Source organism: Pseudomonas sp. PSB18 (assembly GCF_014596565.1).
Lineage (GTDB): Bacteria > Pseudomonadota > Gammaproteobacteria > Pseudomonadales > Pseudomonadaceae > Aquipseudomonas.
The window spans coordinates 589,226-605,263 of sequence record NZ_NOIN01000003.1; the positions used below are offsets into that span (position 1 = coordinate 589,226).

Genomic DNA, 16,038 nt, shown 5'->3' on the forward strand with positions numbered 1-16,038 from the left:
TCAGTTTCCCGCGGCGCGACAGATCGCACCGAACTCATCTGCATTCAGGGACGCTCCACCAATGAGCCCCCCATCGATATCCGGCATGCCGAACAGTTCGACCGCATTGGCCGCCTTCACGCTGCCGCCGTATAGAAGCCGCACACCTCGTGCCACTTCAGAATTCTCTGCCGCCAACTGGGCGCGGATGGCGGCGTGCACATCCTGCGCTTGTTGCGGCGAAGCAGTCAGCCCGGTGCCAATGGCCCAGACCGGCTCGTAAGCAATGACTGCCTTTGCAAAAGCACCGACACCCAGGTCCTCGATGATGCTGCCCAGCTGACGCCCGACAACCTCAAGAGTCTTCCCGGCTTCACGCTGTTCGAGGGTTTCCCCTACACACAACACCGGAGTCAGACCGCAGGCCTGAGCCGCTGCAAATTTGCGAATCAGGGCCTTGTCCTGCTCACCCATGATCTGGCGACGCTCGGAGTGCCCGACAAGAACCAGAGAACAACCTGCATCCACCAGCTGACTCGGTGCAATCTCACCAGTCAGCGCACCTTGCATGGATTCCACCGCAGAATTCTGCGCGCCGACCGAAATCGACTTACCCTTCAAGCCATCAATCACTTGATTGATATACAAGCAAGGCGGGAATACCGCGACATCAACACCGCTTGGCAAGGCCAGATGACGAAGGCCATTGATCAGCTCAGCGACGCTGGCGCGGGTACCGTGCATCTTCCAGTTACCAGCTACCATAGGGCGACGCATGCTGTACCTCGTCGGTCAAAGTGGGCGCAGATGTTACCCAACCGTTTCATGACTGGCAAGCCGAATTCAGGCAGAAACTTCAGTAACGAGCTTCGCCAGTTCTTCGGCATAACCGCGGACCTGCGCTTCGTCCTCGCCTTCGACCATGACACGCACCAAGGGCTCCGTACCGGACTTGCGCAACAGCACCCGCCCACGCCCTGCCATCGCCTGCGTCACACGCTCGCTGGCCTGCTGGACCTTGGCATGCTCGATGGGATTCACACCGCCACCGAAACGCACGTTGATCAACACCTGTGGACATTTGCGCAATGCCTGGCGTGACAACGCGAGACTCTCGTTGCGCGCCCTGAGCGCCATCAGTACCTGCAAAGCGGCAATGATCGCATCACCGGTGGTGGTGTGATCGAAGCATACGATGTGACCGGAGTTCTCGCCCCCGATGACCCAGTTACGCTCCAGCAGCTCGGAGATGACATAGCGGTCACCCACGTTGGCCCGCACGAACGGGATATCCAGGTCCGCAAGCGCCAGCTCCAGCCCGAGGTTGCTCATCAGGGTGCCGACCACACCGCCCTGCAGCTTGCCGCGCTCATGCAGATCACGCGCGATGATGAACAGCAGCTCATCTCCGTCGACGACAGTCCCGGTGTGATCCACCATCAGGACCCGATCACCATCGCCATCGAAGGCGATGCCGAGATCGGCCTGCTCGGCCAGGACCGCTGCCTGCAACGCGTCGGTATGGGTGGAACCACAGTTGTGGTTGATGTTCAGCCCGTTAGGCTGGGCAGACAGCACCACCACCTCGGCGCCCAACTCGCGAAATACACTCGGCGCGACTTTATAGGTCGCACCGTGGGCGCAATCGACGACGACTTTCAGCCCCTCGAAGCTGGTGCCGGTCGGCACGCTGCCCTTGCAGAACTCGATATAACGACCCGAGGCATCATTGATCCGCGACACTTTGCCGATCTTGCTCGACTCGACTACCGTCATCGGTGCATCCAGCAGCTCTTCGATCATCAACTCGACTTCATCCGGCAATTTGGTGCCCTTGCCAGAAAAGAACTTGATGCCGTTGTCATCATGAGGGTTATGGGAAGCGCTGATCACGATACCCGCCTGGGCATGGAACGTGCGCGTCAGGTAGGCAATGGCGGGTGTCGGCATCGGCCCCAGCAGCATCACATCGGCACCCGCCGAGGTCAGGCCCGCTTCAAGAGCCGACTCGAACATATAGCCGGAAATTCGCGTGTCCTTGCCGACCAACACCTTGCAGGCGCCCATCTTGCGGAACGCCATGCCGGCAGCCCAACCGAGCTTGAGCATGAAATCAGGGGTAATAGGGTATTCGCCGACCCGACCACGGATACCGTCGGTGCCAAAATATTTCTTGCTCATAAGTGCTCCATCATTCTTATTCGGCTGAATCCACTGCTGCGATCATCCGCACGACATCCATCGTTTCGGCCACATCGTGCACGCGCAATATGCGTGCACCTTTGGTAATGGCCAGTGCCGCGAGAGCGAGACCGCCATACAACCGCTCGCCCACCGGCCGCCCCAGGGCATTGCCTATCATGCTTTTTCGCGAAACCCCGACCAACAGCGGTCGACCCAGGGCATGCAAGGCTTCCATATGCTTGAACAGGCTCAAATTATGGTCCAGCGTCTTGGCAAAACCGAAACCGGGATCCAGCAGCACCCGTTCGGCAGGAATGCCCGCCTGTGCGCATTGATTCATGCGCTCGACCAGGAATTCGCCAACCTCCCGGGTCACATCGCCATAGTGAGGGTCGTTCTGCATGGTTCCCGGCTCACCGAGCATATGCATCAGACACACCGGCAACCCGGTAGCCGCTGCGGCATCCAGGGCACCATCTCGCTGCAGGGAGCGGACATCGTTGATCAACCCCGCTCCCAACCGAGCCGTCTCGCGCATGACCGCCGGCGTGGACGTATCGACCGAGATTATGACATCCAATTCGCGGTGTATGCGCTCGACAACCGGCGCCACTCTTTCCAGCTCTTCGACAGGCGAAACGGCCCGCGCGCCCGGCCGGGTCGACTCGCCACCGACATCGATCAGCGTCGCACCAGCGGCCACCATGGCCTCGGCATGTCGCAATGCAGCATCGAGCTGACCAAATCGGCCGCCATCGGAAAAGGAATCGGGAGTGACATTGAGAATACCCATGACATGTACATGGGCCAAATCAAGAACCCGGTTGCCGCAAGGCAACCGGGTCGAGGACTGAACAGAAGTCATTTCAAGCCTTAGACATCAGCAGCGGGACCGCCGATCGGTGTTTCCGGGCGCTCGCCCTGCACCGCCGGAGGCGTACCAGGCGTCCCCGTGCCACCGGTCCAATCACGTGGCTCACGAGGAGGACGTCCCGCCATGATGTCATCGATCTGCTCGGCATCGATGGTTTCATACTTCATCAAGGCGTCAGCCATGGCGTCGAGCTTGTCGCGGTTGTCCGTGAGGATCTGCTTCGCGGTGCCGTAGCACTGGTCGATGATGCTGCGCACTTCGGAGTCGATCAGCTTGGCCGTCTCACCGGAGAAGCTTGCATGCTGGCCGCTGCCGCCACGGCCGAGGAACACTTCGCCCTCTTCCTCGGCATACATCAACGGACCGAGCTTCTCGGAAAGACCCCACTTGGTCACCATGTTTCGTGCAATCTGGCTGGCACGCATGATGTCGTTCGACGCGCCGGTGGTTACACCGTCGAAGCCCAACGTCATTTCTTCGGCGATACGGCCACCGTAGAGCGAACAGATCTGGCTGATCAGCGCTCGCTTGGACAGGCTGTAGCGATCTTCTTCCGGCAGGAACATGGTCACACCCAGCGCACGACCGCGCGGGATGATCGACACCTTGTAGACCGGATCATGCTCCGGCACGACGCGACCGACGATGGCGTGACCCGCCTCGTGGTAAGCCGTGTTCTGCTTTTCTTTCTCCGACATGACCATGGATTTGCGCTCGGCACCCATCATGATCTTGTCTTTAGCCAGCTCGAACTCTTTCATCTCCACGACGCGCTTACCGCCGCGAGCGGCAAACAGCGACGCTTCGTTGACCAGGTTCGCCAGGTCGGCACCGGAGAAGCCCGGTGTGCCACGAGCGATGACCGCTGGCGCAACATCGTCACCCATTGGCACTTTACGCATGTGGACCTTGAGGATTTGTTCACGACCGCGGATATCCGGCAGCCCCACCACGACCTGGCGGTCGAAGCGGCCCGGACGCAACAGCGCAGGGTCGAGCACGTCTGGACGGTTGGTGGCGGCGATGACGATGATGCCGTCATTCATTTCGAAACCGTCCATCTCCACCAGCAACTGGTTGAGGGTCTGCTCACGTTCGTCATGACCGCCGCCCATGCCGGCGCCACGGTGACGGCCGACAGCGTCGATTTCGTCGATGAAGATGATGCAGGGTGCGTGCTTCTTGGCCTGCTCGAACATGTCACGAACACGGCTGGCACCCACGCCAACGAACATTTCAACGAAGTCGGAACCGGAAATAGTGAAGAACGGCACCTTGGCTTCGCCGGCAATGGCCTTGGCCAGCAAGGTTTTACCGGTACCCGGAGGGCCGACCATCAGCACGCCACGGGGGATACGACCGCCCAGGCGTTGGAACTTACCCGGATCGCGCAGGAATTCGACCAGTTCGCCCACTTCCTCCTTGGCTTCGTCACAACCCGCGACGTCGGCCAGGGTGGTTTTCACCTGATCTTCGGAAAGCAGCCTGGCCTTGCTCTTGCCGAAACTCATCGGCCCGCCCTTGCCGCCGGCACCGCCCTGCATCTGGCGCATGAAGAACATGAACACCGCGATGATCACCAGGATCGGGAAGCTGGCCACGAGGAGCTGGGTCCAGATACTTTGTTGCTCAGGCTGCTTGCCTTCGACCACGACATGGTTGTCCACCAGGTCGCCGATCAGGCCGTTGTCCTGGATAGCCGGACGAATGGTCTTGAAGTTGTCGCCATCGGTACGCTTGCCGGTGATGACATAGCCATCGACGGCAACGCGCTCGACCTTGCCATCCTTGACCTGCTGAATGAAGTCGGAATAGTTGAGGGTCTGTGGCTCGTTAGGGCTGGAGAAGTTGTTCATCACGGTCACAAGGACAGCGGCGATGATCAACCACAGGATCAGATTCTTTGCCATATCGTTCAATTAACTACCCTCTGAAGCTGGCTCCGCTATCGGCGCGAGCTTCGCATGATATTCACCGGCCTAACTTACTACATTACCTACGACTCTGGCAGGCGCCGTCTGTAACCCTTTGTGAAACCTGCCGCATCATTTTCAGTACGCGGCGCTTGCAAGGCGAAACAAAAAAAACTATCGAGGTCCTTCAAAGACGCTCATCACTGCCCGAACCTTCTCCTCCGCGAAAGCCGCGCGCCAACAGATATTGTTCGCGGGAGCGGTCACGGGACGACAATGGCTTGCGCATCTGCACCTTGTCGAACAGTTTGCGGATGCCCTTGTGGTATTCGTCGAAGCCTTCTCCCTGGAAGACCTTGATCAGAAAATCACCGCCCGGACGCAGAACCCGCCCGGCAAGATCCAGGGCCAGCTCGCTGAGAAACATTGCACGAGGCATGTCGACAGCCGCTAATCCACTCATATTGGGGGCCATATCGGAAATCACAAGGTCAACCTGCGTATTTCCGACGGCCTCCAGAATTTTTGCCAGGACGGCGTCTTCCGTGAAATCGCCCTGGATGAAGGTCACATCGGGGATGCTGTCCATCTCCAGGATGTCGGAAGCGATCAATCGTCCTTGACCACCGATCAGACGACTGGTCACCTGGGACCACCCGCCCGGCGCGGCGCCGAGATCGATTACGGTCATGCCCGGGCGGATCAATCGATCCTTTTCCTGGATCTCCAGCAATTTATAGCTGGCACGAGAACGATAGCCGTCCTTCTGCGCCATCTTGACGTATGGATCGTTGAAATGCTCTTTGAGCCAGTTCAGGCTAGTCTTGGAACGGGCCACAGGCCACCTCTACATAAAACGGGTCGTGATTAAGTGGGCGGTCCCGGACTCGCTCGGGTAAACTGGCCGCCGCTTTTTTACAAGATCAGACGCAGGGGTCAGATTATGCCGCTCACTCAAGAGCAGAAGAAACAATACAAATCCATTGGCCACCACCTGAAACCGGTTCTGATTGTGGCGGACAACGGCTTGACTGAAGGTGTACTGGCCGAGCTGGAGCGCGCATTGAGCGATCACGAGCTGATCAAGATCAAGCTCAACATCCTCGACCGTGAAGCCCGCCTGGCCGCCGTTGCAGAACTGTGCAAGACCGGCAAGGCGGACCTGGTACAGGTCATCGGTAAGATGGCATTGCTGTATCGCAAGAATTTCAGCGTCAACAAGCAATTGTCGAACGTACACCGCTTCAAGTAATGCCAAAGGGTCAAGGGTGCGCTTCGCGCACCCTGCCACTCCATCCAGGCACCGGTTGCAACACCAGCACCAATCCGGAAAGCCCCAGCACCACGTAGCTGAACACCCGCCATTGGCTCGCATCCGGCCAGCCGAGGCTCACCGCCAGAAACATTCCACAGGCATACAACGACATGAGCAGCAATTGCCCACGAATGTCGCGCCATAGGCTCGCACGGCCCTCGGCCTGAACCAGCACCAAAGCCTGGAATATCACACAGACCGCTGAAAACGCCACCATCAGTGCCGTCAGCATGTCCACAATTTCGTCGATCAGCAGCGGTGCCAGGCCGATTCGCCCCAGCACCGGCAGCAGGCCGATGTGCAACAGCCAAAGGCCACCAACCCACAACATCTGGGCCAGTTGCCAAAGCATGGCACCCGCACGCAGCGGGCGCCTTCGTTCAGATGTGGCGGACTTCGACAATCTCATACTCAATGACGCCACCGGGCGTCTTCACTGCCACCACATCGCCCTCTTCCTTGGCAATCAAGGCACGAGCAATCGGTGAACCGACGGAAATCTTGCCCAGCTTGATGTCAGCTTCATCCTCACCCACGATCTGGTAAGTGACGCTTTCATCCGTCTCGACGTTGGCGATTTCCACGGTAGTGCCGAAGATCACCTTGCCGGTGTGGGGGATGGTGGTGACGTCAATGATCACTGCGTTCTGCATGCGACCTTCAATGTCACGCACCCGCGCCTCGACCATGCCCTGCTCTTCACGAGCGGCATGGTATTCGGCGTTTTCCTTGAGATCGCCCAGTTCACGCGCTTCACCAATGGCCTGGCTCAAGCGCGGGCGCTCGACCTTGGTCAGGAAAGCGTGCTCTTCTTCCAGGGCCTTCGCGCCCTGAACAGTCATCGGGTACTTGGTTATGCTCATGCCTTCAATCCTGCATGTAGATCCTGCAAGCGACGGACGGTCTTCTCGGGACCGAACTTGAGCGCTTCGCAGATCGCTTCGCCCGCAGCAATGGTGGTGGTGCAATAAATCTTGTGCTGCAGCGCATTGCGACGAATGGAGTAGGAGTCGGCGATCGACTGACGGCCTTCAGTGGTGTTGATGATCAGCGTGACTTCGTCATTCTTGATCATGTCGACCACATGCGGACGTCCTTCAGTCACCTTGTTCACGCGGCGCACTTTCAGGCCCGCCGCCTCGATCAGCCTGGCGGTACCGGCAGTGGCGACCACTTCGAAGCCCAAGTTGATCAGATCACGGGCCACACCTGCAACCAGTGGCTTGTCGTCATCACGCACGCTGATGAACGCCGTGCCGCCTGTCGGCAGGACTTCGCTGGCGCCCATCTGGGCCTTGGCGAACGCTTCGCCAAAGGTGTCGCCAACGCCCATCACTTCACCGGTGGATTTCATCTCCGGGCCGAGGATCGGGTCGACGCCTGGGAACTTGGCGAACGGGAACACCGCCTCTTTCACGCTGTAGAAGTTCGGAATGATCTCCTTGGTGAAGTTCAGCTCCGCCAGGGTCTTACCGGCCATGACGCGGGCAGCGATCATTGCCAGGGAGACACCGATGCACTTGGAGACGAACGGCACGGTCCGGGAAGCGCGTGGGTTCACTTCGATGACGTAGATGTCTTCGCCCTGAAGCGCCAGTTGCACGTTCATCAGACCGACCACACCCAGTTCCAGGGCCATTTTCTTGACCTGCTCGCGCATCTCGTCCTGGATGTGCGCCGGCAGCGAGTAAGGCGGCAGCGAGCATGCGGAGTCACCGGAGTGAACACCGGCCTGTTCGATGTGCTGCATGATCGCGCCGATCACCACGTCCTTGCCGTCGCAGACCGCGTCCACGTCCATCTCGATGGCGCAGTTGAGGAAGTGATCCAGCAGCACCGGGCTGTCGTTGGACACCTGGACCGCTTCACGCAGGTAGCGCTTGAGCTCTTCTTCCTGGTAAACGATTTCCATCGCACGGCCGCCCAGTACATAGGATGGACGCACCACCAGCGGATAACCGATCTTGGCGGCGGCACGAATCGCTTCGTCTTCGCTGCGCACAGTGGCGTTTGGCGGCTGACGCAGGTTCAGGCGCTCGACCATCTGCTGGAAGCGCTCACGGTCTTCGGCGCGGTCGATGGCATCCGGGCTGGTACCGATGATCGGTACGCCAGCGGCTTCCAGGGCGCGAGCCAGCTTCAATGGAGTCTGGCCGCCGTACTGGACGATCACGCCTTTCGGCTTCTCGACACGGACGATTTCCAGCACGTCTTCCAGGGTCACCGGCTCGAAGTACAGACGGTCGGAGGTGTCGTAGTCGGTGGACACGGTTTCCGGGTTGCAGTTGACCATGATGGTCTCGTACCCGTCGTCGCGCAGGGCCAGTGCGGCGTGTACGCAGCAATAGTCGAACTCGATGCCCTGGCCGATACGGTTGGGACCGCCGCCCAGGATCATGATCTTGTCGCGCGTCGATGGCGCGGCTTCGCACTCTTCCTCGTACGTGGAGTACAGGTAGGCGGTGTCGGTGGCGAACTCGGCCGCGCAGGTGTCGACGCGCTTGTAGACCGGGAACACTTCCAGCTTGTGACGATGAGCGCGCAGGCTCTTCTCGGTCACACCCAGCAATTTGGCCAGGCGCTGGTCCGAGAAGCCCTTGCGCTTGAGGCGGAACATCATGTCGCGGTCGATGCTGGACATGCCCAGGGTCTTGACCTTCTCCTCTTCCTTGATCAGATCTTCGATCTGCACCAGGAACCAAGGATCGATCATGTTCATGCCGAAGATCTGCTCCACGGTCATGCCGGCACGGAAGGCGTCGGCCACGTACCAGATACGCTCGGCGCCCGGCACGGTCAGCTCGCGCTTGAGCTCGCTCATGCTTTCCGGGTTGCTCAGGTCCAGCTTCGGATCGAGGCCGCAGACACCCACTTCCAGGCCGCGAAGGGCTTTCTGCAGGGATTCCTGGAAGGTCCGGCCGATGGCCATGACTTCACCGACCGACTTCATCTGGGTGGTCAGGCGGGCGTCGGCCTTGGCGAATTTTTCGAAGGCAAAGCGTGGCAGCTTGGTGACGACGTAGTCGATGGACGGCTCGAAGGAGGCCGGGGTCTTGCCGCCGGTGATGTCGTTCGACAGTTCGTCCAGGGTATAACCCACGGCCAGTTTGGCAGCGACCTTGGCAATCGGGAAACCAGTGGCTTTCGAAGCCAGGGCCGACGAACGGGAAACCCGCGGGTTCATCTCGATGACCACCATGCGGCCAGTATCCGGGCAGATGCCGAACTGGACGTTGGAGCCGCCGGTTTCTACGCCGATCTCACGCAAGACCGCCAGGGAGGCGTTACGCAGGATCTGGTATTCCTTGTCGGTCAGGGTCTGGGCCGGTGCGACGGTGATCGAGTCGCCGGTGTGCACACCCATCGGATCGAAGTTTTCGATGGAGCAGACGATGATGCAGTTGTCCTTTTTGTCGCGGACAACTTCCATTTCATATTCTTTCCAACCGATCAGGGATTCGTCGATCAGCAGTTCCTTGGTCGGCGACAGGTCCAGACCACGGGCGCAGATTTCTTCGAACTCTTCGCGGTTGTAGGCGATGCCACCACCCGTGCCGCCCATGGTGAAGGACGGACGGATAATGCACGGGAAGCCAAGCTTCTCGAGGACCGCATTGGCCTCTTCCATGCTGTGGGCGATGCCCGAGCGCGGGCATTCCAGGCCGATGGCCTTCATCGCCTTGTCAAAGCGCGAACGATCTTCGGCCTTGTCGATGGTGTCGGCGTTGGCGCCGATCATTTCCACACCGAATTTTTCCAGGACGCCTTCGCGCTCCAGATCCAGGGCACAGTTCAGCGCCGTCTGGCCGCCCATGGTCGGCAACAGTGCATCAGGACGTTCTTTCTCGATGATCTTGGCAACGGTCTGCCACTTGATCGGTTCGATGTAGGTGGCGTCGGCCATGGCCGGGTCGGTCATGATGGTGGCAGGGTTGGAGTTCACCAGGATGACGCGGTAACCCTCTTCGCGCAGGGCCTTGCAGGCCTGGGCGCCGGAGTAGTCGAATTCGCAGGCCTGGCCGATCACGATCGGGCCAGCGCCGAGAATCAGGATGCTTTTTATGTCTGTACGTTTTGGCATGGGTTTGTCACTCAAATCCGCAGGTCAGTCGGCTAGGCCGTCGAACAATCTTTGAAGCGCCCGCGGGGGCCGCCGCACGCGGGGCCGCCCTCGGGCTTCACGCGGTCAGCGTCGCTTGGCCATCTCATTGATGAAGCGATCGAACAGCGGCGCCACATCGTTCGGGCCCGGGCTCGCTTCAGGGTGGCCCTGGAAGCTGAACGCGCTCTTGTCGGTGCGCTCGATGCCTTGCAGCGTACCGTCGAACAGCGATTTATGGATCGCCCGCACGTTGGCTGGCAGGGTCGCCTCGTCCACCGCGAAGCCGTGGTTCTGGCTGGTGATCATGACGACACCGGTGTCCAGGTCCTGGACCGGGTGGTTGGCACCGTGGTGACCATGACCCATCTTCAGAGTCTTGGCGCCCGACGCCAGGGCCAGCAGTTGGTGACCGAGGCAGATGCCGAACACCGGGATCTCGGTTTCCAGCACATCCTTGATCGCCTGGATCGCGTAGTCGCAAGGCTCAGGGTCACCCGGGCCGTTGGACAGGAACACGCCATCGGGGTTGAGGGCCAGTACGTCAGCCGCCGGGGTTTGCGCCGGCACCACGGTCACGCGGCAACCGCGCTCGACCAGCATGCGCAGGATGTTCACCTTGACGCCGTAGTCGTAGGCCACCACGTGGTACGGCAGCTCGGACGCTTCGATCGTCGGGTGGCTGTCGGTCTTCAGGTTCCAGACCGAGGAACGCCACTCGTACTGCTTCTTGGTGCTGACGACTTTCGCCAGGTCCATGCCCTTGAGGCCAGGGAAACCCTGGGCGGCGGCGATGGCGGCCTCTTCAGAAATGTTGTCACCGGCCATGATGCAGCCGTTCTGCGCGCCCTTCTCCCGCAGGATGCGGGTCAGGCGACGGGTGTCGATACCAGCGATCGCCACGACGTTGTTGGCTTTCAAGTAATCCGACAGGGACATCGTGTTACGCCAGTTGCTCGCTACCAGTGGCAGGTCACGGATGACCAGGCCGGCAGACCAGACGCGGTCGGACTCGGCATCTTCCGGTGTAGTGCCGGTGTTGCCGATGTGCGGGTAAGTCAGGGTGACGATTTGCTGGGCGTAGGAAGGATCGGTAAGAATTTCCTGATAGCCGGTCATTGCGGTGTTAAACACCACCTCACCAACGGTCTGACCGTCGGCTCCAATGGCTTCGCCGCGAAAAATGCTGCCATCAGCAAGGGCGAGTATGGCTGGCTTAGTCAAGAAGACCTCCCGTAAATAAAGCCTGAAAGGGCGATCGCAGGTTGTAAAAAAGCGGAGTGACGTATGGACACGTCACCCCGCTTTTTCACTGAATTATTCTGCGCGCTTTTAGTGGACACACTAAAGCTGTAGCTTACAGAAAAAGGCTTTTTTGGTCCACCGCTAATGAGCCTTAAAGGCAGGAGAATGCGACAGGGCGTCGCGAAGCGGTGTAAAACGGGGTGCAGTATACCCTGAACCCCGTTCTCATTGACATCAACGCAGGTCGAGTACGTCCTGCATATCGTACAAACCAGGTTCGCGACCATCCAGCCACAGCGCGGCCCGGACGGCACCCTTGGCGAAGGTCATCCGGCTGGAAGCCTTGTGGGTGATCTCCAGGCGCTCGCCCTCGGTGGCGAACAGCACCGTGTGATCCCCCACCACATCACCACCGCGTACCGTGGCGAAACCAATGGTCTCTCGCTCACGGGCGCCGGTATGCCCCTCGCGCCCATAGACAGCCACGGCCCGCAGGTCGCGCCCCAGCGCATCGGCAATCACTTCGCCCATACGCAAGGCGGTTCCCGAAGGCGCGTCGATCTTGTGCCGGTGATGCGCCTCGATGATCTCGATATCGGCGTCATCCCCCAGGACCCGGGCGGTCAGGTCGAGCAGCTTCAGCGACAGGTTCACACCGACGCTGAAGTTCGCCGCGAACACGATCGGAATGTCCTTGCCCGCATCGGCCAGTAGCTGCTTCTGAGCAGCGTCCAACCCAGTGGTACCGATCACCATGGCCTTGCCGTGCTTGCGGCAGATGGTGAGGTTTTTCAGCATCACTTCCGGCAAGGTGAAATCGATCAGGACATCAAACTCGTCGAGCACTTTTTCCAGGCCACCGGACATCGGCACACCGATGCGCCCCAGCGACGCCAACTCACCCGCATCGGCACCGACCAACGTGCTGTCAGGTCGAACGATGGCAGCCGTCAGGCCGGAGAGCGGCGAGCGCTGCTGCACCGCCTCCACCAACGCCTTGCCCATGCGCCCAGCGGCGCCCATCACAGCTATACGTCGCATGCGACCTCCTTACAGATCGCCGAAGAAGCGCTTCACGCCTTCGAACCAACCGGTGGTTTTCGGAGAGTGGCTGTTGTCGTCCGCCAGCGAACTGCGGAACTCTTCCAGCAATTCACGCTGACGCCGGCTCAGGTTGACCGGCGTTTCGACCGCAACGCGGCACATCAGATCACCCGCACCGCCACCGCGTACAGGCGCAACGCCTTTGCCACGGATCCGGAACTGCTTGCCGGTCTGCGTGCCCTCAGGGATTTTCAGCTTCACGCGGCCGTCGAGCGTTGGAATCTCGAGCTCACCACCCAACGCGGCATCGACGAAACCGATCGGCACTTCGCAGAACAGGTGCTTGCCGTCGCGCTGGAAAATCGAGTGTTCACGCACATTGATGACGACATACAGGTCACCGGTCGGGCCGCCCTGGGCACCCGCCTCGCCTTCGCCGGAGAGGCGAATGCGGTCACCGGTATCGACGCCGGCCGGCACTTTCACCGACAGGGTCTTGTACTCCTCGACGCGCCCTTCGCCATGGCAGGAATCGCAAGGGTCGGAAATGATCTTGCCCTGGCCATGGCAACGCGGGCAGGTCTGCTGCACCGAGAAGAAGCCCTGCTGCATGCGAACCTGGCCGATGCCACCACAGGTCGGGCAAGTGACAGGCGAGGAGCCCTTCTTGGCGCCCGAACCATCGCACGGCTTGCAATTGACCAGCGTCGGAACGCGGATATTGACGGTCGTGCCACGCACCGCCTCTTCCAGATTCAACTCCAGCGTGTAGCGCAAATCGCTGCCACGCTGAGCGCCACCACGGGCGCCGCCGCGACCGCCACCAAAGAAGTCGCTGAACACGTCGCCGAAGATATCGGAGAAGTTCTGGCCGCCAAAACCGGCACCGCCGCCACCCATGCTCGGGTCGACACCGGCATGCCCATACTGGTCGTAAGCCGCGCGCTTGCTGGAATCGGACAGTACTTCGTAAGCCTCGTTGGCTTCCTTGAACATTTCCTCCGACGCTTTATCGCCGGGATTACGGTCCGGGTGGTGCTTCATCGCCAGACGACGATAGGCCTTTTTCAGATCCGCCTCGCTGGCCCCCCGCTCGACACCCAATACTTCGTAGAAATCACGCTTTGCCATTAGTCTTTGCACTCTTATAGGACGTCCGGCAAAGCTCTCCTGAGCCTCGCCCAACTCGTTGAGCCCCTACAGGCCCGGACCCAACCACGTCGATTCAGCGATCCCGGTCCCAGGCCCTACACGAAAAGCAGGAGCTTTCCCGACACGCCACCAGCACCCGAACGTTGTCGCATGCTGTAAAAATTCATGGGTTCCAGACACGCCAACGCGGGAGCAAGCTCCCGCGCGGCGACATCCTACCAGCCACCGCACAAACGCAGTCAACCGGCCGACCAACAAGCGATTACTTGTGGTCTTTCACTTCTTCGAACTCGGCGTCGACGACGTCGTCGGCTTTTTCAGCCGATTCGCCTTGTTGCGCGGCGCCTTCAGCTGGCTGAGCCTGTTCGGCATACATCTTCTGGGCCACTGGCGCGGAGACCTTGGACAGCTCTTCGATCTTCGCTTCGATGGCAGCCTTGTCGTCGCCTTTGACGGCGGCTTCCAGGGCAACCACGGCCGCTTCGATGGCAGTCTTCTCTTCAGCGGTCACTTTTTCGCCAGCATCGGCGATCATCTTGCGAGTCGAGTGCACCAGGGCATCGCCCTGGTTGCGGGCACTGGCCAGCTCTTCGAACTTGCGGTCTTCCTCGGCGTTGACTTCAGCATCGCGAACCATCTGCTGAATTTCTTCCTCGGACAGGCCGGAGTTGGCCTTGATCACGATCGACTGGGTCTTGCCGGTGGCCTTGTCTTTCGCGCCGACGTGCAGGATGCCGTTGGCGTCGATGTCGAAGGTCACTTCGATTTGCGGAACGCCACGTGGCGCTGGCGGAATCTCGGCCAGATCGAACTTGCCCAGGGATTTGTTCTGGGCAGCCTGCTTGCGCTCACCTTGCAGGACGTGGATGGTCACGGCGCTCTGGTTGTCGTCGGCGGTCGAGAACACCTGGGATTTCTTGGTAGGAATCGTGGTGTTCTTCTCGATCAGCGCGGTCATCACGCCACCCATGGTTTCGATACCCAGGGTCAGCGGACTGACGTCGAGCAGCAGAACGTCTTTTACATCACCGGCCAGAACGGCGCCCTGGATGGCAGCACCCATGGCAACGGCTTCGTCCGGGTTCACGTCTTTACGTGCTTCTTTGCCGAAGAAATCGGTCACCAGCTTCTGCACCAGCGGCATACGGGTCTGACCGCCCACCAGGATCACGTCGTTGATCGAGCCAACGTCGATACCGGCATCTTTCATCGCGATGCGGCAAGGTTCGATGGTGCGCTGAACCAGGTCTTCAACCAGCGCTTCGAGCTTGGCGCGGGAGATTTTCACGTTCAAGTGCTTAGGACCGGTGGCGTCTGCAGTGATGTACGGCAGGTTCACGTCGGTCGACTGGCTCGAGGACAGTTCGATCTTGGCTTTTTCAGCGGCTTCTTTCAGGCGCTGCATGGCCAGCGGGTCACCCTTGAGGTTCATGCCGCTTTCTTTCTTGAACTCGTCGACGAGGTAGTCGATCAGGCGGATGTCGAAGTCTTCACCACCGAGGAACGTGTCACCGTTGGTTGCCAATACTTCGAACTGGTGCTCGCCATCGACTTCAGCGATTTCGATCACGGAAACGTCGAAAGTACCGCCACCCAGGTCGTAAACGATCACGGTGTGATCGCCCTTGGCCTTGTCCATGCCATAGGCCAGAGCAGCCGCGGTCGGTTCGTTGATGATGCGTTTTACGTCCAGGCCCGCGATGCGGCCGGCGTCTTTGGTCGCCTGGCGCTGGCTATCGTTGAAATAGGCAGGAACGGTAATAACGGCTTCAGTCACCGCTTCGCCGAGGTAATCTTCGGCGGTTTTCTTCATTTTCTTCAGGATTTCAGCCGAGATCTGTGGCGGCGCCATTTTCTGGCCGTTCACTTCAACCCAGGCGTCGCCGTTATCAGCCTTGGCGATTTTGTAAGGCACCATCTTGATGTCTTTCTGAACGACTTCTTCGTCGAACTTGCGACCGATCAGACGCTTCACCGCATACAGGGTGTTATGCGGATTGGTCACTGCCTGACGCTTGGCCGACTGGCCAACCAGAATTTCGCCATCGTTGGCGTACGCGATGATCGACGGCGTGGTACGCGCGCCTTCGGCGTTTTCAATCACTTTGGCCTTGCCGTTTTCCAGCACGGAGACGCACGAGTTGGTGGTCCCCAGGTCGATACCGATAATCTTGCCCATGTTAACTCTCCCGGAACTTGGATTTTGTTGCCGCGGCAGTGGTGGCTAACCGCG

Annotated in this window: 13 protein-coding genes; 1 reads left to right on the forward strand and 12 read right to left on the reverse strand. The window is 59.9% G+C overall.

Annotated features, from left to right (window positions below; all coding sequences use genetic code 11):
• The 5 genes from tpiA to rlmE form a co-directional block, all read right to left on the reverse strand.
• Positions 1-756 (reverse strand): triose-phosphate isomerase, encoded by a 756-nt coding sequence (gene tpiA, locus CGA22_RS10460; RefSeq protein WP_041024992.1) that lies wholly within the window; start codon positions 754-756, stop codon positions 1-3.
• A gap of 66 nt (positions 757-822) precedes the next feature.
• On the reverse strand, positions 823-2,160 hold the full coding sequence (gene glmM / locus CGA22_RS10465) for a phosphoglucosamine mutase (RefSeq protein WP_041024993.1): 1,338 nt from the start codon (positions 2,158-2,160) through the stop codon (positions 823-825).
• A 16-nt stretch (positions 2,161-2,176) separates the two neighbouring features.
• Positions 2,177-3,028, reverse strand: a complete 852-nt coding sequence (gene folP / locus CGA22_RS10470) for a dihydropteroate synthase (RefSeq protein WP_041024994.1) — start codon at positions 3,026-3,028, stop codon at positions 2,177-2,179.
• Between the two features lie 8 nt (positions 3,029-3,036).
• Positions 3,037-4,947, reverse strand: coding sequence for an ATP-dependent zinc metalloprotease FtsH (ftsH, locus tag CGA22_RS10475; RefSeq protein WP_041024995.1), 1,911 nt, complete (start codon positions 4,945-4,947; stop codon positions 3,037-3,039).
• A gap of 190 nt (positions 4,948-5,137) precedes the next feature.
• Entirely contained in the window at positions 5,138-5,788 is a 651-nt protein-coding gene (rlmE, locus tag CGA22_RS10480; protein ID WP_041024996.1) for a 23S rRNA (uridine(2552)-2'-O)-methyltransferase RlmE, read from the reverse strand.
• Between the two features lie 105 nt (positions 5,789-5,893).
• Between rlmE and CGA22_RS10485 the strand changes: the two genes are divergently transcribed.
• The gene (locus CGA22_RS10485) at positions 5,894-6,202 is read left to right on the forward strand and encodes a YhbY family RNA-binding protein (RefSeq protein ID WP_041024997.1); all 309 of its coding nucleotides are present in this window, start codon (positions 5,894-5,896) and stop codon (positions 6,200-6,202) included.
• Positions 6,203-6,212: 10 nt separating this feature from the next.
• On the opposite strand, the gene CGA22_RS10490 is transcribed toward CGA22_RS10485, so the two are convergent.
• The 7 genes from CGA22_RS10490 to dnaK form a co-directional block, all read right to left on the reverse strand.
• Positions 6,213-6,617: a hypothetical protein gene (locus tag CGA22_RS10490; protein ID WP_041024998.1), complete on the reverse strand. Its 405-nt coding sequence runs from the start codon at positions 6,615-6,617 to the stop codon at positions 6,213-6,215.
• A 28-nt stretch (positions 6,618-6,645) separates the two neighbouring features.
• Complete coding sequence (gene greA, locus CGA22_RS10495) at positions 6,646-7,122, reverse strand: transcription elongation factor GreA (protein ID WP_030139783.1); 477 nt, start codon at positions 7,120-7,122, stop codon at positions 6,646-6,648.
• A gap of 2 nt (positions 7,123-7,124) precedes the next feature.
• Entirely contained in the window at positions 7,125-10,346 is a 3,222-nt protein-coding gene (gene carB, locus CGA22_RS10500) for a carbamoyl-phosphate synthase large subunit (protein ID WP_041024999.1), read from the reverse strand.
• Positions 10,347-10,451: 105 nt separating this feature from the next.
• Positions 10,452-11,588 (reverse strand): glutamine-hydrolyzing carbamoyl-phosphate synthase small subunit, encoded by a 1,137-nt coding sequence (gene carA, locus CGA22_RS10505; protein ID WP_041025000.1) that lies wholly within the window; start codon positions 11,586-11,588, stop codon positions 10,452-10,454.
• A 255-nt stretch (positions 11,589-11,843) separates the two neighbouring features.
• Positions 11,844-12,650: a 4-hydroxy-tetrahydrodipicolinate reductase gene (gene dapB, locus CGA22_RS10510; RefSeq protein ID WP_041025001.1), complete on the reverse strand. Its 807-nt coding sequence runs from the start codon at positions 12,648-12,650 to the stop codon at positions 11,844-11,846.
• Between the two features lie 9 nt (positions 12,651-12,659).
• A complete protein-coding gene (gene dnaJ / locus CGA22_RS10515; protein WP_041025002.1) occupies positions 12,660-13,784 on the reverse strand; it encodes a molecular chaperone DnaJ in 1,125 nt (374 codons plus the stop codon).
• A gap of 283 nt (positions 13,785-14,067) precedes the next feature.
• Complete coding sequence (dnaK, locus tag CGA22_RS10520; RefSeq protein WP_041025003.1) at positions 14,068-15,984, reverse strand: molecular chaperone DnaK; 1,917 nt, start codon at positions 15,982-15,984, stop codon at positions 14,068-14,070.
• Positions 15,985-16,038: the final 54 nt, after the last annotated feature.